This window comes from Pseudomonas sp. ASL8 (assembly GCF_056680355.1).
In genome coordinates, this window is the sequence record NZ_CM155278.1 from 189,451 (window position 1) to 210,806 (window position 21,356).

The window sequence follows — 21,356 nt, forward strand, 5'->3', positions numbered from 1 at the left end:
TGCAAGCTGTTAGAATCCCGCGCGGTTTGGGATGCTGCGGGTTTTTAGCCTGACTGCGCAGATTATCCGAGCCGCGTGAAAGCGAACGAACCACGGTAGGGCAAGGCGCGACGCCGTATAAGCGCCTTGCTACTGAATGTATTGGTTTCACACGGCCTGGGAAATTCCCGAACTTAGCAGCCCTGCTGGAAGGGCTCTGCTACCGCCGCCTGAGGAGAGAATTAGAAATGACCTTCGTCGTCACCGACAACTGCATCAAGTGCAAGTACACCGACTGCGTAGAAGTGTGTCCGGTGGACTGCTTCTACGAAGGCCCGAATTTCCTGGTGATTCACCCGGATGAGTGCATCGACTGTGCACTCTGCGAGCCTGAGTGCCCGGCACAGGCGATCTTCTCGGAAGATGAAGTGCCTGAGGATATGCAGGCATTTATCCAGCTGAACGTAGAGTTAGCGGAAATCTGGCCAAATATCACCGAGAAGAAAGAAGGCCTGCCCGATGCTGAAGAGTGGGATGGCGTCAAAGGCAAGCTCAAAGATCTAGAGCGCTAAGTCGTATTGCTCTTACAAAAGGCCCCTCTGGGGCCTTTTGTATTTTGAGTCTTTAAACAGGGTCCGCCCAAACGGGCCCTGCTGCACCGGCAGTTTTCTGCAGGCAAAAAAAAGGGCGGTATGACCCGCCCATATTGTCCTTAGTCCCTGTAATCCCTTTCATCATCCTGATGAATCGCATCCTGCGATGTCCTTGACTGTCATCCTTGACGGCCTGTGTCTATCCCTGGACACAGTTCTTATCTTAGTGATTTAACCGCCAAGAGCAACCGCTCAAAGTTTTCAAAAAGAGTCCTGACGGCTCAATCAGTAAAATTAAATATCCTTTAAAATCAATGAAATATACAAATAACAATGGGGAAAAAGACAGTATTCCCCCCTCAAAACTTACGATGACTTACACCACGCGTAAGCAAAGGCTTACATAGAAAACGCCTTATTGCTCGTCGCGCTTAACGTATTAAAGGCATCATCTAAAAAAGCATGAAAAACACGCTGCCACTTATCCATATCGCGAATATAAAAACACCCCGACCCAGTCGAGGTGTTTTTATAAGTCGGTCGCACTACATCGCACACACTTGAGTCTGTGCACAGCTATTGAAACAGAGACTCACTCGACAGACCGTTCTTTTCAAGAATCTCACGCAAGCGCTTGAGGCCCTCGACCTGGATCTGCCTGACCCTTTCACGGGTCAAACCAATTTCCAGGCCTACGTCTTCCAAGGTACTGCTTTCATGTCCTCGCAAGCCGAAACGCCTTATTACCACCTCACGCTGCTTATCAGTGAGCTCGGAAAGCCACTGATCGATACTCTGGGAAAGATCATCGTCCTGCAGCAGCTCACACGGGTCCGTAGGGCGATCATCGGTCAACGTATCGAGCAATGTCTTGTCCGAGTCCGGACCAAGGGAAACGTCAACGGAGGACACCCGCTCATTGAGCCCAAGCATGCGTTTGACCTCGCCGACCGGCTTCTCGAGCAGGTTGGCGATTTCTTCCGGAGAGGGTTCGTGATCAAGTTTCTGGGTCAGTTCACGAGCGGCACGCAAGTACACGTTAAGCTCTTTGACCACATGAATTGGCAACCTGATCGTGCGGGTCTGATTCATGATGGCACGCTCGATGGTCTGGCGAATCCACCATGTCGCGTAGGTTGAGAAGCGGAAACCGCGTTCAGGATCGAATTTTTCGACCGCCCGGATCAGGCCCAGGTTGCCTTCTTCGATCAGGTCAAGCAATGAGAGTCCACGATTGACGTAGCGTCGGGCGATTTTTACCACCAGCCGCAGATTGCTTTCAATCATGCGTTTGCGCCCTGCCGGATCACCGCTCTGCGACAAACGCGCAAAGTGGACTTCTTCTTCCGGCGAAAGCAGAGGAGAGAAACCAATTTCATTCAGATACAGTTGGGTGGCGTCGAGCGCCCGGGTGTAGTCGATGTACTTGTGTTGCTTGAGCGTTGTGGAGTGTTTGGCTTTGGCGCGGGCAGGAGTTACAGCAGTTTCCTTGCTCGAAACCTTGTCCAGAACGATGCCGGGTTCCATAAGGAGCACCTCATCGTCGATGTCAAACTCCGGCGCTTCTTTACTGAGAGCCATTGTTATAGTCCTTTGGTGAGTTCGACCTCAAGCCCTAGCGGCGCCTAATTTCCATGGCAACGCTTGAGCCTGTCCCCTCTACGCCAGGAAACAGGCTGGTAACCGATCAACGACGTGGCAGGAATTCCAGCGGATCTACAGGTTTACCTTGACGGCGAATCTCAAAATGCAGTTTCACCCGGTCAGTCCCCGTTGACCCCATTTCAGCAATTGTCTGTCCGACCTTGACCTGCTGCCCCTCCCGAACCAACAGCCTACGGTTATGTCCGTAAGCACTGACGTAGGTGTCGCTGTGTTTGATGATTACCAACTCGCCGTAGCCCCGCAAGCCACTCCCGGCGTACACCACCGAACCATCAGACGCAGCCAAAACAGGCTGTCCCAAATCCCCTGCGATATCAATTCCTTTATTCAAACTACCGTTTGAAGAAAATTTACCTATCAAAATGCCATTAGATGGCCACGCCCACCCTGCGGGTGAACGTCCTACAGCCTGTATCGGCGTTGTCGCGGGAGTCCCGGAAGGAGCAGGAATAATCACCGGCACAATCCCGATAGGGCGAGAGATCACGGTGGTTTTGATCGAACCGGAAGGGGCTACATCGGATGTGGAAGCGACTGACGTCGGCGCGGAACTTGACCGGCCATCAAAGCGAATCGTCTGACCTGGGTGGATGGTATAGGGCGCAGGAATCTGATTGCGTTCGGCCAGCGCTTTCCAGTCCCAGCCGTAACGAAATGCAATGGAGAAAAGGGTGTCGCTACGCCGCACCACGTACTGTCCGGTTGTAACTGCCTGCCGTTGGGGCGCCGCCTTGTTACGATCGACAACCCTCACCCCGCCAGAAGGCGTGCTGGAGCAGCCGGCTAGAAATATACCGAAGGCAATGCCAATCACCAGGCGCTGAAAGCTTGTTATAGACATACGCTGTCGAATGACTGTGAGACTCACCCGCCACTCCCTTTACTGGTGACTGAATTTAAGTTGCCTATTGTGCCGTAATAACGGCTGGCAGCTAATACTTAACTGGTTACAAAACCGTGCGTTACAGCACTCATTCAAGATACTGCGTTAACCTGCACGTAGGCTATAGGACCTTGATGACCGGGTAGAATTCATTACGGGCCGTAACGAGCCTCACGCCAGGGGTCCATTGAGTAAGGGCACGAATCGCACCGCACCCAGCACATGACGGGAAAAACCATTCTCCTCGCGGATGATCAGCATCAATTGCTGGACCTCACCTGAGCCGACCGGAATGACCAGACGTCCGCCCGGTGCCAATTGATCAAGCAAGGCCTGCGGAACATCGGTCGCCACTGCCGTCACGATGATGCCGTTGTAAGGCGCCAGAGCAGGCCAGCCTTCCCAGCCATCGCCCCAGCGAAAGACCACATTGCGCAGATTCAGCTCGACCAGTCGCTCTTTGGCGCGGTCCTGCAAGACCTTGATGCGCTCCACCGAGAAAACCCGCTCGACCAGTTGTGCCAGGACCGCTGTCTGATAACCCGAGCCGGTGCCTATCTCCAGGACCTTGTCCAGTGGACCGGCCTCCAGTAGCAGCTCGCTCATGCGCGCAACCATGTACGGCTGGGAAATGGTCTGGTTATGGCCAATCGGTAAGGCGGTGTCTTCGTAGGCCCGGTGTGCCAGCGCCTCATCCACGAACAAATGCCGTGGCGTTCGCCGGATCACTTCCAGCACCTGAGCGTTGGTCAGGCCTTCTTCGTACAAACGTTGAATCAAACGCTCGCGGGTGCGTTGAGAGGTCATCCCGATCCCGCGTCGTAACAGATCATCTTGCTCGCGCGACATCAACCGAGCCCCTCTAGCCAGCCGTTGAGGCTGCTGAAACCATCCTGGTAGGTTCGGTCCAGTTGCAGCGGGGTGATCGACACGTATCCTTGCATTACTGCGTGAAAGTCGGTCCCTGGTCCGCCGTCTTCAACGTCGCCTGCCGCTGCAATCCAATAACCGACCTTGCCACGCGGATCGACAACCTTGACCGGCGCAGCCGCGCGGGCACGATGCCCCAGGCGGGTCAGTTGAATACCGCGGATGTGCTCAAGCGGAAGGTTCGGGATGTTGACGTTAAGCACCGTGCGCGGCGGCAGGTCGAGCTGCTCATGGGCTTCAACCAGCAGGCGAGCAAAGTGCGCGGCCGTCGGCAGGTTGTCTGTCAGGCGCGATAACAATGAGAACGCAAACGACGGACGCTCGAGAAATCGCCCCTCCAGCGCTGCGGCCACCGTGCCGGAATACAGCACGTCATCGCCGAGGTTGGCCCCCAGATTGATGCCCGATACAACCATGTCCGGTTGCAGATCAAGAAGCCCGTTGAGCCCAAGATGCACGCAATCGGTCGGCGTACCGTTCAGGCTGATGAAGCCGTTGGCCAACGTGTGGGCATGAAGCGGGCGATCAAGCGTCAGCGAGCTGCTTGCACCGCTTTTGTCTTGATCAGGGGCAATGACCACGCACTCGCTATAGCCCACCAACGCGGCATGAAGCGCGGCCAGACCCGGTGTCGTTACCCCATCATCGTTAGAAATCAGAATGCGCATGAGCTGTCCGCCTGCCCCACCGCCACCAGATCGACGAGTTCACGCACCAATACGGTGGCGAAGCATCCGGCCGGAAGGACGAATTCCAATTGCAGAATGTCAGGCTCGGGATAATGCCACGTCAACCCACCAATGGGCAGCCGCAGGATTCGACGTTCGTGTTCCATGCCGGCTTTGATCAGCCAATCGCGCAACGCGGGTTCGCGGTCAGCGGCGGCTTGTTCAAGCACGCCAGTGACGCCGGTCGCAGGCGAATCACCTTCGCCCCACTGCGGTCCGGTCGGGTGCAGGTCAAGAATAGCAAGACGCGGGTCACTGCACTCAGCCTCGCCAGCAGGGAAAAAGCTGCGGCTGTCAGTGAACGCCAGCAGATCACCCACTTGAGCCCGCTGCCAACTGCCATCCGCCACCCGTGCCGCCAGCACCTGATTGAACAGATAGCTGCGAGCCGTCGACAACAGCCGCGAACGCACATTGCGTTGTTCCGGCAATGCCTGACGCGAGGCGTACTCACGGGCTTCGCCCAGGTTACCGCCCTGCCAGCCGAAGCGCTGGGCCCCAAAATAATTAGGGATGCCGTGGCTGGCGATCAATTCGAGGCGCGCCTGCAAGGCCGCGTGATCCGCCTGCAACTGGGTCAGGCGCAAGGTAAAGCCATTGGCCGCGTGAGCGCCTCGGTTTAGTTTGCGTTTATGACGGCCGATCTTCAGGATTTTCAGGGTGTCGTCTTGAGCCGCTGACAGATCAGGGTCGGCCTTGCCCGGCAAGTGCAAGCTGAACCACTGACGCGTCAACGCCTGACGATCCTTCAAGCCTGCATAACTGACAGTCCTTAACGGCACACCGGCAGCACGTGCCAGGCGGCGGGCCGCTTCTTCGGTGTTCAGGCCTCGCTTCTCGACCCACAACCACAGATGCTCTCCGTCGCCGGACAACGGAATATCCAGGACTTCATCCACCTGAAAATCTTCGGCCGTGGCTTTGAGCACCGCAGTACCCAGGGCGTCACCGTAGGCGCGCGGGCCCAGCAATTCGAGTTCCGTCATGCCGAGAGCAACAAGGCGACAGCATGAACCGCGATGCCCTCTTCACGGCCAACGAAGCCGAGTTTTTCGGTGGTGGTAGCTTTTACGTTCACTTGATCCAACTCGACGTGAAGATCCGCGGCAATCAGCGCGCGCATCGATTCGATATGCGGGGCCATTTTCGGTGCCTGGGCAACAATGGTGGCGTCGATGTTGCCGACTTTCCAGCCTTTGTTATTGACCAATGTGACCACGTGACGCAACAAAGCGCGACTGTCTGCGCCCTTGAATTGCGGGTCCGTGTCTGGAAAGTGCCTGCCAATATCCCCTAGCGCTGCCGCGCCGAGCAAGGCATCGCTGAGCGCGTGCAGCAGCACGTCGCCATCGGAATGGGCGAGCAGCCCGAAGCCGTGCGCGATCCGCACGCCACCCAAGGTGATGAAATCGCCTTCAGCGAAACGGTGCACATCGTAGCCGTGGCCAATACGCATAAAAAAACGCCCCGAAAAAGTCAGGGCGTGATTCTACCTACTTTGTCCAACATTAACCGCTTAGAGCGAGCCCATGATGACGTAAGTGATCTTCGATAAAGCTCGCGATGAAGAAATAGCTGTGGTCATAACCGGGCTGCATACGCAAGGTGAGCGGATGTTTAGCAGATTTTGCCGCCTGCACCAGCACCTCGGGCTTGAGCTGATTGGCGAGGAAATCATCACGATCACCCTGATCGACGAGGATCGGCAGTTTTTCCGAAGCCTCGGCGATCAACACACTCGCATCCCATTCGCGCCAGCGCGAACGCTCATCCCCAAGGTAACGGGAGAAAGCCTTCTGACCCCATGGGCAGTCCATCGGATTGCTGATCGGCGAAAAAGCTGACACGGACTGATAGCGCCCCGGATTACGCAAAGCGCACACCAACGCCCCGTGTCCGCCCATGGAGTGACCGCTGATCCCGCGCCGGTCCGAGGCCGGAAAATGCGCCTCGACCAGTGTCGGCAGCTCGTCCACCACATAGTCATGCATGCGATAGTTCTTCGCCCAGGGTTGCTGGGTGGCGTTCAGATAAAAGCCGGCACCCAGACCAAAATCCCATGCGCCATCCGGATCACCCGGCACATCCGGCCCGCGCGGACTGGTGTCGGGGGCGACGATGATCAACCCCAGCTCGGCCGCGATCCGTTGCGCCCCTGCCTTGTGCATGAAGTTTTCATCGGTACAGGTCAATCCGGACAGCCAATACACCACCGGCAATTTACCGCCCTGCTCCGCTTGCGGTGGCAGGTAAACGGCAAACACCATGTCGCAGCCGAGCACATCGGAATGATGCTTGTAGCGCTTGTGCCAGCCACCGAAGCTTTTCTGGCAGGACAGGTTTTCCAGGCTCATGACAGACCTCAGAAATGGATGACGGTGCGGATGCTCTTGCCTTCATGCATCAGCTCGAAAGCCTTATTGATGTCTTCCAGGCCCATGGTGTGGGTGATGAAGGTGTCCAACGGGATTTCGCCCTTCTGCGCCATGTCGACATAGCTCGGCAATTCAGTGCGACCCCGTACACCGCCAAACGCCGAACCGCGCCAGACGCGTCCGGTGACCAACTGGAAAGGTCGGGTTGAAATTTCCTGACCGGCGCCAGCCACGCCAATGATCACCGACTCACCCCAACCTTTATGGCAGCACTCAAGCGCCGCACGCATGAGTTGCACGTTGCCGATGCACTCGAAGGAGAAGTCCACACCGCCGTCGGTGAGGTCAACGATCACGTCCTGAATCGGGCGATCGTAATCCTTCGGGTTGATGCAGTCGGTAGCGCCCAACTGTTTGGCGATTTCAAACTTGGAAGGATTGATGTCGATGGCGATGATGCGCCCGGCCTTGGCTTTGACCGCGCCAATCACTGCTGACAAGCCGATCCCACCCAAACCAAAGATCGCGACAGTGTCGCCCGGTTTGACTTTGGCCGTGTTCAGTACCGCACCAATCCCGGTAGTGACGCCGCAACCGAGCAGGCAGACTTTTTCCAGCGGCGCGTCTTTGGAGATTTTCGCGACCGATATTTCCGGCAACACGGTGTACTCGGAGAAGGTCGAGGTGCCCATGTAATGGAAAATCGTCTGGCCTTTATAAGAGAAGCGCGACGTGCCATCCGGCATCAAACCTTTGCCCTGGGTGGCGCGAATGGCTTGGCACAGGTTGGTCTTGCCCGACAGGCAGAATTTGCATTTACGGCATTCCGGGGTGTACAGCGGGATCACATGATCACCGACTGCAACTGAGGTCACACCTTCGCCGATTGCCTCGACGATTGCGCCACCTTCATGGCCGAGGATCGACGGGAAGATGCCTTCCGGGTCGGCGCCCGACAAGGTATAGGCATCGGTGTGGCAAACACCGGAAGCGACGACCCGCAACAGCACTTCGCCAGCCTTGGGCATCGCGACATCGACTTCAACGATTTCGAGCGGTTTCTTGGCTTCAAAGGCAACAGCGGCGCGTGACTTGATCATCAATCTTCTCCAGCGAAGTAAAAACAAGCCTGAGAGTGTAAAGCAGTGCTGATTGAGGAATAATCAGGTCAAAAGCAAAACATTATTGCTGTACAGGGATAATCGATGTACGCCAATCGCTGGGAAGGGCTGGATGAGTTTGTGGCGGTAGCTGAATGCGGGCAGTTCACCGCTGCGGCAGAGCGCTTGGGCGTTTCGTCGTCACACATCAGCCGACAGATCGCCAGGCTCGAAGAGCGCCTGCAAACCCGGCTGCTGTATCGCAGCACCCGGCGCGTAGCCTTGACCGAAGCCGGGCAGACATTTCTTCAGCACTGTCAGCGCCTGCAAGATGGTCGCGAAGAAGCACTGCGCGCGATAGGCGACCTCACCAGCGAACCTAAAGGCCTGCTGCGCATGACTTGCGCCGTGGCGTATGGAGAGCGCTTTATTGCACCGCTGGTGACCGGTTTCATGATGTTGTATCCACAATTGCGTGTGGATATCGAGCTGAGCAACCGCACGCTGGATCTGGTGCACGAAGGCCTCGATCTGGCGATTCGCCTGGGTCGCCTGCAAGATTCAAGGCTGATTGCCACCCGCCTGGCGCCTCGGCGCATGTACCTGTGCGCATCGCCCTCTTACCTTGAGCACTATGGCCGACCGCACAGCCTGTCGGAACTGAACCGTCACAACTGCTTGATCGGCAGCAGCGACACCTGGCAACTGCAACAGAATGGTCGGGAGTTCTCGCAACGCGTTCAAGGCAACTGGCGCTGCAACAGCGGACAGGCCGTGCTCGACGCGGCGCTGCAGGGTATTGGATTGTGTCAGCTACCGGACTACTACGTGCTTGAACACCTGAACAGTGGCGCGTTGATTTCGTTGCTGGACGCTCATCAACCCCCCAACACGGCGGTCTGGGCGCTTTATCCACAGCAACGGCATCTGTCGCCCAAGGTGCGCAAGTTGGTCGAACATCTGAAGGCCGGGTTGGCGCTGTGTAAGGAGTATCGCGATTAAAGCGACTTCGCCGGGCTCAACCCTTGAAGTCTCGACGCTGACGCAGCCATTCGAGGTCTTCGGGGCGGGTCACCTTGATGTTGTCTGAACGACCCTCGATCAGCCGGGGAGACTGACCTGCCCATTCGATGGCGGAGGCTTCATCGGTGATACTGACATCCGACACCAGGCTGTCAGCCAAAGCCCGGTGCAGTGCGCCGAGGCGGAACATCTGCGGCGTATAGGCCTGCCAGATCAAGCTGCGATCAACGGTTTCAGTGACGCGCCCATTACTGTCTGCACGCTTGAGTGTGTCGCGAGCCGGAACGGCCAACAGACCACCGACAGGATCGTCAGCCAATTCGTACAGCAGCGTGTCCAGGTCTCCGCGCGACAGATTCGGACGAGCCGCATCGTGAACCAGCACCCAGTCATCGTCATGAGCGCCTTGCGTGTGGAGGTGCAACAACGCATTGAGCACTGAGTCTGCCCGCTCCCGCCCGCCCGCCACGCGCTGGATGCGCGAGTCTGTAGAGCATGCCAGGGTCGGCCAATAGGGATCATCCACAGCCAGACTGATCACCAGTCCCTTGAGTTGGGGGTGATCGAGAAAACAATTAAGGCTGTGTTCGAGAATAGTGAGCCTGCCCAGTTGCAGGTACTGCTTGGGCCGGTCAGCCGCCATGCGAGCGCCAACGCCCGCGGCAGGAATCACTGCCCAGAAGGCAGGTAGAGCAGATGTCATTGGGCCAACTGATAAAGGGTTTCGCCATCCTTGACCATGCCCAATTCGTGACGCGCCCGTTCTTCAACGGTTTCCAGGCCTTTTTTCAGCTCGAGCACTTCCGCATCGAGAACCCGGTTGCGTTCCAGTAGCGTATCGTTTTCAGCATGCTGATCAGCGATTTGCTGGGTCAGACTGGCCACTTGCGCCAGGCTTCCGTTGCCCACCCAAAGGCGATACTGCAGGCCGGCCAGTAGCAGAAGCAAGATGAGGAACAACCAGTTAGGACTGCGCATTGAATATTCAGGTACTCAGTGGAAAAGACAGCGATGCCGACACGTTGAAAATCGAGCGAGGGCATTGAGCCTGGCAAAACCAGGCTCAATCACTCATGCGCTGGCAGAATCGTCAGCTATGCCGACTTTTCTTACAGCGCCCGTTGTCTTTTTACCATCTCCAGCTCAGCCGCGAAACTCACCACGACCGTTGTATACAGCCTTGGCGCCCAATTGCTCTTCGATACGCAGCAATTGGTTGTACTTGGCGATGCGATCGGAACGGCTCAGAGAACCGGTTTTGATCTGACCTGCGGCCGTACCAACAGCCAGATCGGCAATGGTCGAGTCCTCGGTTTCGCCGGAGCGGTGCGAGATGACAGCCGTGTAACCCGCTGCCTTGGCCATCTGAATGGCTTCCAGCGTTTCGGTCAGGGTGCCGATCTGGTTGAACTTGATCAAGATCGAGTTGCCGATCTTTTTATCGATGCCTTCCTTGAGGATCTTGGTGTTGGTCACAAACAGGTCGTCGCCGACCAATTGCACTTTCTCACCCAGCTTGTCAGTCAGCACTTTCCAGCCAGCCCAATCGGACTCGTCCATACCGTCTTCGATGGAGATGATCGGATAACGGCTGACAAGACCGGCCAGGTAATCAGCGAAACCCGCCGAGTCGAACTTCTGACCTTCGCCAGCCAGATCGTATTTGCCGTCTTCGTAGAATTCGCTGGCCGCGCAGTCCAGTGCCAGGGTCACGTCGGTGCCCAGCGTGTAACCGGCGTTGGCCACCGCTTCAGCGATAGCACCCAGGGCATCTTCGTTCGACGCCAGGTTCGGTGCGAAACCACCTTCATCGCCAACAGCAGTATTCAAGCCACGGGCTTTGAGCACAGCTTTCAGATGATGGAAAATTTCGGTACCCATGCGCAGCGCTTCGGAAAAGGTCTTGGCGCCAACCGGCTGCACCATGAATTCCTGGATATCGATGTTGTTATCCGCATGCTCGCCACCGTTGATGATGTTCATCATCGGCACCGGCATCGAGTACACACCCGGCGTACCGTTGAGGTTGGCGATGTGCGCGTACAGCGGCAGATCCTGATCCTGAGCGGCAGCTTTGGCTGCGGCCAGCGACACAGCAAGGATCGCGTTGGCGCCCAGGCTGGCTTTGTTTTCGGTCCCGTCCAGAGCAATCATGGCACGGTCCAGCGCTTGCTGGTCTACCGGGTCCTTGCCCAGCAGCAGGTCGCGAATCGGGCCATTGATGTTAGCTATGGCCTTGAGAACACCTTTGCCAAGGTAACGGCTCTTGTCGCCATCACGCAGCTCGAGCGCTTCACGCGAGCCAGTGGAAGCACCGGACGGCGCGCAGGCACTGCCGATGATACCGTTATCGAGGAGCACATCTGCTTCCACGGTGGGATTGCCACGGGAGTCGAGAACTTCACGACCTTTGATGTCGACGATTTTTGCCATTGTTGTAAACACTCCAAGATTGACGAAAGCGACACAGCTGAGGGAATCAATTATCGCCGTCAGGCGTTGTACAGCGGGCAGGTCTGACGAGGATAAGCCTCTGGCCCGAGGGCCAGAGAAATACCGAGCGGCACTTTACCGGAGAAACCGGTTTTACGCGGTCTCTACCGTCGGAAAACTTTTCACAAGTTCATCCAGTGCCTTGAGCTGAGCCAGGAATGGCTCGAGCTTGTCCAGACGCAAGGCGCAAGGACCATCGCATTTTGCGTTATCCGGATCCGGATGCGCTTCGAGGAACAACCCGGCCAGACTCTGGCTGAGGCCCGCCTTGGCCAGATCGAGGACCTGAGCCCGACGACCACCCGCAGAATCGGAGCGCCCGCCTGGCATTTGCAAGGCATGAGTCACGTCGAAGAATACCGGATACTCGAACTGCTTCATGATGCCGAAGCCAAGCATGTCCACCACCAGGTTGTTGTAACCGAAGCTGGAACCACGCTCGCACAGAATCAATTGATCATTCCCGGCTTCTACGCACTTGGCCAGGATATGTTTCATTTCCTGAGGGGCGAGAAACTGGGCTTTCTTGATGTTGATCACCGCACCGGTCTTGGCCATTGCCACGACCAGATCGGTCTGCCGCGACAAGAACGCCGGCAACTGGATGATGTCGCAGACCTCAGCCACTACCGCAGCTTGCTCAGGTTCGTGCACATCGGTGATCAGCGGTACACCAAAGGTCTTTTTGATCTCTTCGAAAATCCGCATGCCCTCTTCCAGGCCTGGGCCACGGTAAGAGGTCACGGACGAACGATTGGCTTTGTCGAAACTGGCCTTGAACACATAAGGGATACCGAGCTTTTCGGTAACCCTTACGTACTCTTCGCAGACCTGCATGGCCATGTCCCGCGATTCCAGCACGTTCATGCCACCAAACAAGACAAATGGCTTGTCGTTGGCAATCTCGATCGCGCCTACACGGATGATCTTTTGCGCCATAAAAGTCAGGCCTTCTTCTGATGTTGCGTCAAAGCCGCCTTGACGAAACCACTGAACAACGGGTGACCGTCGCGCGGTGTCGAGGTGAACTCAGGGTGGAACTGACAGGCGACGAACCAAGGATGATCCGGCGCTTCGATCACTTCAACCAAAGCACCATCACCGGAACGACCGGTCACTTTGAGGCCCGCTTCGACCAGGCTTGGCAGCAGCTTGTTGTTCACTTCATAACGATGGCGATGACGCTCGACGATGACGTCTTTGGCATAGCAATCGTGCACCAGCGAACCAGGCTCCAACTGGCAATCCTGCGCGCCAAGACGCATGGTGCCGCCCAGGTCGGATGTTTCAGTGCGGGTTTCAACGGCACCGGTGGCATCTTCCCACTCGGTGATCAGGCCCACGACCGGATGGCCACTGGCACGATCGAACTCGGTGGAGTTGGCGTCTTTCCAGCCCAACACGTTGCGCGCGAACTCGATGACCGCTACTTGCATGCCCAGACAGATACCCAGATAAGGAATCTTGTTCTCGCGAGCGAATTTTACCGCCGTGATCTTGCCTTCAACGCCACGCAAGCCAAAGCCGCCCGGAACCAGAATCGCGTCGACGCCTTCGAGCAAGGCAGTGCCCTGGTTCTCGATGTCTTCGGAATCGATGTAGCGCAGGTTGACCTTGGTGCGATTGGAAATGCCCGCGTGGCTCATCGCTTCGATCAACGACTTGTAGGCGTCGAGCAGCTCCATGTACTTACCGACCATGGCGATGGTGACTTCATGCTCAGGGTTGAGCTTGGCGTCGACCACTTGTTCCCACTCGGACAAATCAGCACTGCCACATTGCAGGCCGAAACGCTCAACGACGAAATCATCAAGCCCTTGAGCGTGGAGCATGCCCGGAATCTTGTAGATGGTGTCGGCGTCTTCCAGCGAGATAACTGCGCGCTCTTCAACGTTGGTGAACAACGCAATCTTGCGCCGCGAAGCAATATCCACGTGATGATCCGAGCGACAGATCAATACGTCTGGCTGCAAACCGATGGAGCGCAGCTCTTTGACCGAATGCTGAGTCGGCTTGGTCTTGGTTTCGCCAGCCGTGGCGATATAAGGCACCAGCGTCAGGTGCATCAACATCGCGCGCTTGGCGCCGACCTCGATGCGTAACTGGCGGATAGCCTCAAGGAACGGTTGCGATTCGATGTCACCGACGGTGCCACCGATCTCGACCATGGCGACGTCAGCATCGCCAGCGCCCTTGATGATCCGGCGTTTGATTTCGTCGGTGATGTGCGGAATCACCTGGATGGTCGCGCCCAGATAATCACCACGGCGCTCTTTGCGCAGGACGTGTTCGTACACACGCCCCGTGGTGAAGTTGTTGTTCTGGGTCATGGTGGTGCGGATGAACCGCTCGTAATGGCCCAGGTCCAGGTCGGTTTCGGCGCCGTCATGAGTGACGAACACTTCACCGTGCTGGAATGGGCTCATGGTGCCCGGGTCCACGTTTATATAGGGGTCAAGCTTGAGCATGGTGACCTTAAGTCCCCGCGCCTCCAGGATGGCCGCCAATGAAGCCGAGGCAATGCCTTTCCCCAATGAAGAAACAACACCGCCCGTGACGAAGATGTAGCGCGTCATGAAAAACCCTAGAAGTCTGCGTTAAAGCGGTCAGAGCCGCCGGGGAGAGCGAAGGAAGGCCGAAGCCCCCAATTACCAATAAATTTCACAGTGCACTCCTGAAAATTGCTGCGTTGGGACCGGCAGACTGAAAAATCCTACCTGTTGCTCGCTACATTTTTGAGAATCGCCCAGCAAAAACTGCCTGGTAATCGGCAACTTCCGTCAATTCAGAAGAATCCACAGAAGCTGTATCAAGAAGGGAGCGTAGTCTACCGGAAATGGCCTTTCAGCTCAAACTTTGGTCGTTCGTCGGCGCATGCCAGCGCAATCGCCAGTCGCCATGGGCTGTTCCGTCCAATTCGGGCAGGTTGGCAACCGCCAATAACTGGTCACCGCGGTACACCAGCGGCAATCGGCCACGGGCAAACACCGGCAAACCACTCTCGTTGAGCAAGCGTTTGAGGTCTCGATGCCCTCGCCCCGGCAGATGCATGAGCTCACCGCCTTGGCGATAACGCACCTGCAACTCACCGACCGGGGCATCATTGGCAAACTCAAGCCAGCCATTGCTCGGCAAACTCAATGTTTGCCGAGGATTTGCCCAGGCTATCGAGGCGACTGGCTGCTGCAACCAGGCACCCGCCAGCCACCAGACACGCCCCTCGGCGCGATGCAGTTCACCGTCGGCAAGACGCCAGATCGGTCGAGCCTCGCGGCCGGCGTCACGCAAACTGTCCCAACCGACCCAATGTTCGCTGTCCGGCAGGCGCGTCAAAGACCCGAGCCAATGGCGCAACGCATTGCGTTGGCGTGCCGGAGAAAGGGCTTTTAGAGGGTCGAGCGCCAACGATGGCAAACCCAGCCAGGCGAAGGGTGCGTCGGTACCGGCCTGCGCCAGGTCCTGCTCGGCCAACTCGTCGAGCAGCCCTTGCGCCTCAGCCAGATGCGCAGCGGTTCGTGCCATGTTCGCGGCAGCTTGAGGCCAGCGCTCGGTCAAAGAGGGCAGAATGAGCTGACGCAGGTAATTTCGGGAAAACCGGCTGTCTTTATTGCTGGGGTCTTCGACCCAGCTCAATCCCTGTTCGCGGGCATACATCTCCAGCGTTGCGCGCGAGACGTCGAGCAAAGGCCGCAACAACTGCCCTCTTCCCAGCGCGCGCTGTTCAGGCATCGCCGCAAGACCACGCACACCCGCCCCGCGCAACAGACGAAACAGCAGGGTTTCGGCCTGATCATCGCGATGCTGGGCGGTCAACAGCACCTCGCCTGGCGCCAGCACCTGACTGAACGCCGTATAACGCGCCTCACGAGCCGCGCGCTCGAGACTGGCGCCAGGCTCAACCTGCACCGCCATCACCTGCAGCGGCACGCCCAAGGCCCGACACACCTGAGCACAATGCTCGGGCCACGCATCTGCCGCAGCCTGGAGGCCGTGATGGATATAAATCGCAGATAAGGGCGGCAATGCTTCGCGGGTAGCGAGATCAGCCAGAAGGTGCAGCAGAACGGAGGAGTCCAGACCGCCGGAAAACGCAATGCGCCAGGCCGGAGCATTGCGCCAGGGCTGGAGGATGCGAAGCAACCTGGAGCGTAGATCGTTATTGCAGTGCTTGAACGTAGTCATGGACGACAGCCGCTGTGCGTCTGATTGAGGATAAGCCTGCTCCTGCAAAGGAGCGGGCTTATCCGCAAATGCAATCTTGACTCAGAGACCGTAGCTCATCAGGCGCTCATAACGACGCGCCAGCAACGCTTCGGTATCGAACTTCTTGAGCATCGCCAATTGGCTGCTTAATTCCTGACGGATCGAAGCAGCAGCCATCGCCGGGTCGCGATGGGCGCCGCCCAACGGTTCACCGATGACTTTATCAACGATACCCAAACCTTTGAGACGGTCAGCGGTAATGCCCATTGCGTCAGCGGCATCGGGAGCTTTTTCGGCAGTTTTCCACAGAATCGACGCGCAACCTTCCGGCGAAATAACCGCGTAGGTCGAATACTGGAGCATGTTCAATTGATCGCAAACGCCGATGGCCAACGCACCGCCAGAACCACCCTCGCCGATAACCGTGGCAATGATCGGGGTTTTCAAGCGGGACATGACACGCAGGTTCCAGGCAATCGCTTCGCTCTGGTTACGCTCTTCGGCGTCGATACCCGGGTAGGCGCCCGGCGTGTCGATGAAGGTCAGAATCGGCATTTTGAAGCGCTCGGCCATTTCCATCAGACGGCAGGCTTTACGATAGCCTTCAGGACGTGGCATGCCGAAGTTGCGGCGAACTTTCTCGCGTACTTCACGGCCTTTCTGGTGGCCGATCACCATCACTGGCTGGTCTTCCAGACGCGCAATACCGCCGACGATGGCAGCATCATCCGAGAAGTGCCGATCACCGTGCAGTTCGTCGAACTCGGTGAAAATGTGCGAGATGTAGTCCAGGGTATAAGGACGACGCGGATGACGTGCCATCCGCGCAATCTGCCAGCTGGTCAGATTGCCAAAAATGTTTTCGGTGAGCGTGTTGCTCTTTTCTTGCAGACGAGAGATTTCGTCGCCGATATTCAGCGAGTTGTCATTACCGACCAAGCGCAGCTCTTCGATCTTGGCTTGCAGGTCAGCGATCGGCTGTTCGAAATCAAGAAAATTCGGGTTCATAGGCATCCGTCTTGGGTCGACGGCCAAGAGGCCGGCCGGTTGATCCGTTAACGCCGTACCTTACGGGAACAGGCGTATTCAGGTCGAGATTAAAAATTATGGTTGAACGCAGGCTGGATTAACAGGCCCCGTGCTATCAACGGTATTGCAGGAAGACGTTCTCACGCCCGAACTGGTCACGCAGTGCTTGAATCAAGCTGTCCGCCGGATCGATTCGCCACCCCTCGCCAAACTGCAGCAAAGCCTTGGCATCCACCCCGGTGTAGTCCACGGTAATCGGACAGGCGCCGCGATGGCGCTTGCACAAATCGCCCAACCAACGCAGGCGATCGCCCTTGAGCGCATCGGCATGCACCTTCAAACGCAGGCTTTCGGCGAGATTGGTTCGCGCATCTTCCAGGCTCATCACCCGTTTCGCACGCAAACGCAGGCCGCCGGAGAAGTCATCATTGCTGACCTCACCTTCGACCACCACCATCGCATCGGTCTGCAACAGCGACTGTGCCGAATGGAACGCTTCGGCAAACAGTGAGGCCTCGATTCGTCCAGAGCGGTCATCGAGGGTGATGAAGCCCATCTTGTCGCCTTTTTTGTTCTTCATGACGCGCAACGCAATGATCATACCGGCAACCGTCTGCGTGTCTCGCGCCGGCTTCAGGTCGATGATGCGTTGACGAGCGAAACGGCGAATTTCGCCTTCATATTCGTCGATAGGATGCCCGGTGAGGTACAAGCCCAGGGTTTCTTTCTCACCACGTAACCGCTCTTTAAGGCTCAGCTCTTTGGCCTTGCGATGGTTGGCGTAGACGTCGGCGTCCTCTTCGACGAACAAGCCGCCAAAAAGATCGGAGTGACCGCTGTCATGACTGCGAGCGGTCTGCTCTGCCGCCTGAATCGCTTCTTCCAGCGCAGCCAGCAGTACCGAGCGATTGCGGTCGATGTTGGCTTGATAGGCTTTCGGCTCGATTTCAAAATAGGGGCCCAGGCGATCCAGCGCACCGCTGCGGATCAAGCCATCGAGGGTACGTTTGTTGATGCGTTTGAGGTCGACACGCGCGCAAAAGTCGAACAAATCCTTGAACGGCCCAGCCAGACGCGACTCGGTAATGGCTTCTACCGGTCCCTCGCCGACCCCCTTGATGGCGCCGAGGCCATAAAGAATCCGGCCGTCTTCACTCACGGTGAACTTGTATTCGGAGGTGTTCACATCCGGCGCATCAAGGCGCAACTTCATGTTGCGCACTTCTTCGATCAAGGTCACGACCTTGTCGGTGTTGTGCATGTCCGCCGACAGTACCGCAGCCATGAAAGGCGCCGGGTAGTGGGTTTTCAGCCAGGCGGTCTGGTATGACACCAGGCCATAAGCCGCCGAGTGAGATTTGTTGAAGCCATAACCGGCGAATTTTTCTACCAGGTCGAAGATGTTACCGGACAGGTCCGGGTCAATATTGTTGTTGGTACAGCCTTCGATGAAACCGCCACGCTGCTTGGCCATTTCTTCGGGTTTTTTCTTACCCATGGCCCGACGCAACATGTCCGCACCACCAAGGGTGTAACCGGCCATGACCTGAGCAATCTGCATCACCTGTTCTTGATACAGGATGATGCCGTAGGTCGGTGCCAATACCGGCTTCAGGCCTTCGTACTGGTAATCGACGTGCGGATAAGACAGCTCGGCACGACCGTGCTTACGGTTGATAAAGTCGTCAACCATGCCCGATTGCAGGGGGCCCGGACGGAACAACGCCACCAACGCGATCAAGTCCTCCAGACAGTCGGGCTTGAGCTTTTTGATCAGCTCTTTCATGCCGCGCGACTCGAGCTGGAACACGGCGGTGGTTTCGGCTTTTTGCAGCAGGCTGTAGGTCGCCTTGTCGTCCAGCGGGATAAAGGCGATATCCAGCGGCGCTTCGTCAACCTTGGAGCGCTCTCGGTTGATGGTCTTGAGTGCCCAATCAATGATGGTCAGGGTCCGCAGACCGAGGAAGTCGAACTTCACCAGCCCCGCCGCCTCGACGTCATCTTTATCGAACTGGGTCACCAGGCCATCGCCCGCTTCATCGCAATAGATCGGCGAAAAGTCGGTCAATTTGGTCGGCGCGATCACCACGCCGCCGGCGTGCTTGCCGACGTTACGCACGATACCCTCGAGCTTGCGGGCCATCTCCCAGATTTCCGCTGCTTCTTCGTCGACCTTGAGGAAGTCGCGCAGAATTTCTTCCTGCTCGTAGGCTTTCTCCAGCGTCATGCCGACTTCGAACGGAATCATTTTCGACAGCCGATCAGCCAGGCCGTAGGACTTGCCTTGAACCCGGGCAACGTCCCGCACCACGGCCTTGGCTGCCATCGAACCGAAAGTAATGATCTGGCTGACCGCGTTACGACCATATTTCTCGGCCACGTACTCGATAACGCGGTCGCGGCCGTCCATGCAGAAGTCAACGTCGAAGTCGGGCATCGAGACCCGTTCCGGATTGAGGAATCGTTCGAACAGCAGGTCGTATTCCAGGGGGTCGAGATCGGTGATCTTTTGTACGTAAGCCACCAGCGAGCCAGCACCCGACCCACGGCCAGGACCCACCGGCACGCCATTGGCTTTGGCCCACTGGATGAAGTCCATCACGATCAGGAAGTAACCGGGGAAGCCCATCTGGATGATGATATCCAGCTCGAAATTCAGCCGATCGACATAGACCTGACGCTTGGTATCGTAATCCTCGGTTGTGTCCTTGGGCATCAGGACCGAAAGACGGTCTTCCAGGCCATCGAAAGATACTTTGCGAAAGTATTCATCGATGGTCATGCCATCAGGAATCGGAAAGTTGGGCAAGAAGTGAGTGCCCAGCTTCACATCAATGTTGCAGCGCTTGGCAATTTCGACCGTATTTTCCAGCGCCTCGGGCAGGTCGCTGAACAGCTCGGCCATTTGCGCCGCGCTTTTCAGGTACTGCTGATCGCTGTAGTTATGCGAGCGACGCGGGTCATCCAGTGCCCGGCCTTCACCGATGCAAACCCGCGTTTCGTGAGCCTCGAAATCTTCCTGCTTGATAAACCGGACATCGTTGGTCGCCACCAGCGGTGCGCCAAGACGATCAGCCAGAGCAACGGCAGCGTGCAGGTGCTCTTCGTCATTCGGGCGGTTGGTGCGCTGCACTTCCAGATAGAAACGGTCAGGAAAAACCGCCATCCATTCACGCAGCAACTGATCTGCCTCGCCCGGATTACCGCCGAGCAGGGCCATGCCGATTTCGCCCTCTTTGGCCGCCGACAGCGCGATCAAGCCTTCGCTGGCCTCAGCAACCCATTCCCGCTCGACAATCACCTGGCCATTGCGCTGGCCTTCGATGAAGCCACGAGAAATCAGCTCGGTCAGATTGCGGTAGCCCTTGGCATTCATCACCAACAGACTGATCCGGCTCAACGCAGCATCTTCGTCCTTGTTCGACAGCCACAGGTCGGCACCACAAATAGGCTTGATACCCCCGCCCATGGCGGCCTTGTAGAACTTGACCAGCGAACACATGTTGTTCTGATCGGTCACGGCCACAGCCGGCATACCCATGCTGGCCAAGGTCTTGACCAACGGTTTGACCCGGACCAGACCATCGACCAGAGAATATTCAGTGTGCAGGCGTAGATGAACGAAAGAAGCCGGCATGTTGATCCTATAGCGCGAAATACAAAAAAACCGAGGCCCGGAGTGTACCGGGCCTTGGTCAAAACATCAGCCCAGTGAGACTGTCGTGAGCGGAATCTGCTACAGCAGCTCGCGGGCTTCGTACGCGGCCCGCACCGGGGCAAACGAACGCCGATGAATAGGCGTCGGCCCGAGACGCGCCAGCGCTTCCAGATGAACGGGGGTTGGATAACCCTTGTGGCCGCCGATGCCATAGCCAGGATAAATCAGCTCGAACGCCGCCATTTCTCGGTCACGACTGACTTTCGCCAGAATCGACGCCGCGGCGATTGCCGGAACTTTGGCATCACCTTGAATCACCGACGCGCTGGGCACGGACAATTGCGGGCAGCGATTACCATCGATCAGGGCCAGTTTTGGGGTAATGGTCAACCCCTCGACCGCGCGCTTCATGGCCAGCATGGTTGCGTGAAGAATATTCAGCTCGTCGATTTCTTCCACTTCAGCCCGGGCGATGTACCAGCACAGGGCCTTTTCGCAGATCTCGTCGTAGAGTTTCTCGCGGCGAGCCGGGGTGAGCTTTTTTGAATCGTTGAGGCCGAGGATCGGGCGGCGTGGATCGAGGATGACGGCAGCCGTCACCACAGCACCACAAAGAGGGCCGCGACCGACTTCGTCGACGCCGGCAACCAGGTCTTCCACCAGATTGAAGTCCAAACCCATTTGCATTTATTGCGAA

At 57.2% G+C, this 21,356-nt stretch carries 19 protein-coding genes; 2 read left to right on the forward strand and 17 right to left on the reverse strand.

From position 1 onward, the window contains the following. Positions 1–227 precede the first annotated feature (227 nt). On the forward strand, positions 228–551 hold the full coding sequence (gene fdxA, locus AC1MEA_RS00930; protein ID WP_219061264.1) for a ferredoxin FdxA: 324 nt from the start codon (positions 228–230) through the stop codon (positions 549–551). Positions 552–1,148: 597 nt separating this feature from the next. On the opposite strand, the gene rpoS is transcribed toward fdxA, so the two are convergent. From rpoS to AC1MEA_RS00970, 8 genes are all read right to left on the reverse strand, one after another. Then, entirely contained in the window at positions 1,149–2,153 is a 1,005-nt protein-coding gene (gene rpoS / locus AC1MEA_RS00935) for an RNA polymerase sigma factor RpoS (RefSeq protein ID WP_219061263.1), read from the reverse strand. A 106-nt stretch (positions 2,154–2,259) separates the two neighbouring features. Next, a complete protein-coding gene (locus AC1MEA_RS00940; RefSeq protein ID WP_480916377.1) occupies positions 2,260–3,105 on the reverse strand; it encodes a peptidoglycan DD-metalloendopeptidase family protein in 846 nt (281 codons plus the stop codon). 186 nt (positions 3,106–3,291) lie between these two features. Continuing rightward, a complete protein-coding gene (locus AC1MEA_RS00945) occupies positions 3,292–3,927 on the reverse strand; it encodes a protein-L-isoaspartate(D-aspartate) O-methyltransferase (RefSeq protein ID WP_219061326.1) in 636 nt (211 codons plus the stop codon). Positions 3,928–3,968: 41 nt separating this feature from the next. Further along, complete coding sequence (surE, locus tag AC1MEA_RS00950) at positions 3,969–4,718, reverse strand: 5'/3'-nucleotidase SurE (RefSeq protein ID WP_219061261.1); 750 nt, start codon at positions 4,716–4,718, stop codon at positions 3,969–3,971. Then, on the reverse strand, positions 4,706–5,764 hold the full coding sequence (gene truD, locus AC1MEA_RS00955) for a tRNA pseudouridine(13) synthase TruD (RefSeq protein ID WP_480916378.1): 1,059 nt from the start codon (positions 5,762–5,764) through the stop codon (positions 4,706–4,708). Before truD ends, surE begins: the two co-directional genes overlap by 13 nt. Further along, the gene (gene ispF / locus AC1MEA_RS00960) at positions 5,761–6,234 is read right to left on the reverse strand and encodes a 2-C-methyl-D-erythritol 2,4-cyclodiphosphate synthase (protein WP_219061259.1); all 474 of its coding nucleotides are present in this window, start codon (positions 6,232–6,234) and stop codon (positions 5,761–5,763) included. Before ispF ends, truD begins: the two co-directional genes overlap by 4 nt. Positions 6,235–6,286: 52 nt before the next feature. Continuing rightward, positions 6,287–7,132: an S-formylglutathione hydrolase gene (gene fghA, locus AC1MEA_RS00965; RefSeq protein WP_480916379.1), complete on the reverse strand. Its 846-nt coding sequence runs from the start codon at positions 7,130–7,132 to the stop codon at positions 6,287–6,289. A gap of 8 nt (positions 7,133–7,140) precedes the next feature. Beyond that, the gene (locus AC1MEA_RS00970; protein WP_219061257.1) at positions 7,141–8,253 is read right to left on the reverse strand and encodes an S-(hydroxymethyl)glutathione dehydrogenase/class III alcohol dehydrogenase; all 1,113 of its coding nucleotides are present in this window, start codon (positions 8,251–8,253) and stop codon (positions 7,141–7,143) included. Between the two features lie 105 nt (positions 8,254–8,358). Here AC1MEA_RS00970 and AC1MEA_RS00975 point away from each other — a divergent pair, with 105 nt between their 5' ends. After that, a complete protein-coding gene (locus AC1MEA_RS00975; RefSeq protein WP_219061256.1) occupies positions 8,359–9,255 on the forward strand; it encodes a LysR substrate-binding domain-containing protein in 897 nt (298 codons plus the stop codon). Between the two features lie 16 nt (positions 9,256–9,271). Here AC1MEA_RS00975 and ispD read toward each other — a convergent pair whose 3' ends face one another. From ispD to rnhB, 9 genes are all read right to left on the reverse strand, one after another. Then, positions 9,272–9,979, reverse strand: coding sequence for a 2-C-methyl-D-erythritol 4-phosphate cytidylyltransferase (gene ispD / locus AC1MEA_RS00980; protein ID WP_480916380.1), 708 nt, complete (start codon positions 9,977–9,979; stop codon positions 9,272–9,274). Continuing rightward, positions 9,976–10,254, reverse strand: coding sequence for a cell division protein FtsB (ftsB, locus tag AC1MEA_RS00985; protein ID WP_219061254.1), 279 nt, complete (start codon positions 10,252–10,254; stop codon positions 9,976–9,978). Before ftsB ends, ispD begins: the two co-directional genes overlap by 4 nt. A gap of 165 nt (positions 10,255–10,419) precedes the next feature. Next, on the reverse strand, positions 10,420–11,709 hold the full coding sequence (gene eno / locus AC1MEA_RS00990) for a phosphopyruvate hydratase (RefSeq protein WP_219061253.1): 1,290 nt from the start codon (positions 11,707–11,709) through the stop codon (positions 10,420–10,422). 153 nt (positions 11,710–11,862) lie between these two features. Then, positions 11,863–12,708 carry a 3-deoxy-8-phosphooctulonate synthase gene (gene kdsA / locus AC1MEA_RS00995; protein ID WP_219061252.1) on the reverse strand — a complete coding sequence of 282 codons (846 nt, stop codon included), beginning with the start codon at positions 12,706–12,708 and terminating at the stop codon, positions 11,863–11,865. A gap of 5 nt (positions 12,709–12,713) precedes the next feature. Next, positions 12,714–14,345, reverse strand: a complete 1,632-nt coding sequence (locus AC1MEA_RS01000; RefSeq protein ID WP_449632899.1) for a CTP synthase — start codon at positions 14,343–14,345, stop codon at positions 12,714–12,716. A gap of 268 nt (positions 14,346–14,613) precedes the next feature. Then, positions 14,614–15,951: a tRNA lysidine(34) synthetase TilS gene (gene tilS, locus AC1MEA_RS01005; protein ID WP_480916381.1), complete on the reverse strand. Its 1,338-nt coding sequence runs from the start codon at positions 15,949–15,951 to the stop codon at positions 14,614–14,616. A gap of 81 nt (positions 15,952–16,032) precedes the next feature. Continuing rightward, positions 16,033–16,980, reverse strand: a complete 948-nt coding sequence (locus AC1MEA_RS01010; RefSeq protein WP_322180471.1) for an acetyl-CoA carboxylase carboxyltransferase subunit alpha — start codon at positions 16,978–16,980, stop codon at positions 16,033–16,035. Between the two features lie 136 nt (positions 16,981–17,116). Further along, positions 17,117–20,638 (reverse strand): DNA polymerase III subunit alpha, encoded by a 3,522-nt coding sequence (gene dnaE, locus AC1MEA_RS01015; protein ID WP_480916382.1) that lies wholly within the window; start codon positions 20,636–20,638, stop codon positions 17,117–17,119. Between the two features lie 99 nt (positions 20,639–20,737). Further along, positions 20,738–21,346 (reverse strand): ribonuclease HII, encoded by a 609-nt coding sequence (rnhB, locus tag AC1MEA_RS01020; RefSeq protein WP_480916383.1) that lies wholly within the window; start codon positions 21,344–21,346, stop codon positions 20,738–20,740. Positions 21,347–21,356: the final 10 nt, after the last annotated feature.

What these genes read in the sequence shown, in the direction of transcription:
- fdxA (WP_219061264.1), top strand. Translation starts at nt 228, where the DNA reads ATGACCTTCGTCGTCACCGACAACTGCATCAAGTGCAAGTACACCGAC.
- rpoS (WP_219061263.1), bottom strand. Translation starts at nt 2,153, where the DNA reads ATGGCTCTCAGTAAAGAAGCGCCGGAGTTTGACATCGACGATGAGGTG.
- AC1MEA_RS00945 (WP_219061326.1), bottom strand. Translation starts at nt 3,927, where the DNA reads ATGACCTCTCAACGCACCCGCGAGCGTTTGATTCAACGTTTGTACGAA.
- surE (WP_219061261.1), bottom strand. Translation starts at nt 4,718, where the DNA reads ATGCGCATTCTGATTTCTAACGATGATGGGGTAACGACACCGGGTCTG.
- truD (WP_480916378.1), bottom strand. Translation starts at nt 5,764, where the DNA reads ATGACGGAACTCGAATTGCTGGGCCCGCGCGCCTACGGTGACGCCCTG.
- ispF (WP_219061259.1), bottom strand. Translation starts at nt 6,234, where the DNA reads ATGCGTATTGGCCACGGCTACGATGTGCACCGTTTCGCTGAAGGCGAT.
- fghA (WP_480916379.1), bottom strand. Translation starts at nt 7,132, where the DNA reads ATGAGCCTGGAAAACCTGTCCTGCCAGAAAAGCTTCGGTGGCTGGCAC.
- AC1MEA_RS00970 (WP_219061257.1), bottom strand. Translation starts at nt 8,253, where the DNA reads ATGATCAAGTCACGCGCCGCTGTTGCCTTTGAAGCCAAGAAACCGCTC.
- AC1MEA_RS00975 (WP_219061256.1), top strand. Translation starts at nt 8,359, where the DNA reads ATGTACGCCAATCGCTGGGAAGGGCTGGATGAGTTTGTGGCGGTAGCT.
- ispD (WP_480916380.1), bottom strand. Translation starts at nt 9,979, where the DNA reads ATGACATCTGCTCTACCTGCCTTCTGGGCAGTGATTCCTGCCGCGGGC.
- ftsB (WP_219061254.1), bottom strand. Translation starts at nt 10,254, where the DNA reads ATGCGCAGTCCTAACTGGTTGTTCCTCATCTTGCTTCTGCTACTGGCC.
- eno (WP_219061253.1), bottom strand. Translation starts at nt 11,709, where the DNA reads ATGGCAAAAATCGTCGACATCAAAGGTCGTGAAGTTCTCGACTCCCGT.
- kdsA (WP_219061252.1), bottom strand. Translation starts at nt 12,708, where the DNA reads ATGGCGCAAAAGATCATCCGTGTAGGCGCGATCGAGATTGCCAACGAC.
- AC1MEA_RS01000 (WP_449632899.1), bottom strand. Translation starts at nt 14,345, where the DNA reads ATGACGCGCTACATCTTCGTCACGGGCGGTGTTGTTTCTTCATTGGGG.
- tilS (WP_480916381.1), bottom strand. Translation starts at nt 15,951, where the DNA reads ATGACTACGTTCAAGCACTGCAATAACGATCTACGCTCCAGGTTGCTT.
- AC1MEA_RS01010 (WP_322180471.1), bottom strand. Translation starts at nt 16,980, where the DNA reads ATGAACCCGAATTTTCTTGATTTCGAACAGCCGATCGCTGACCTGCAA.
- dnaE (WP_480916382.1), bottom strand. Translation starts at nt 20,638, where the DNA reads ATGCCGGCTTCTTTCGTTCATCTACGCCTGCACACTGAATATTCTCTG.
- rnhB (WP_480916383.1), bottom strand. Translation starts at nt 21,346, where the DNA reads ATGCAAATGGGTTTGGACTTCAATCTGGTGGAAGACCTGGTTGCCGGC.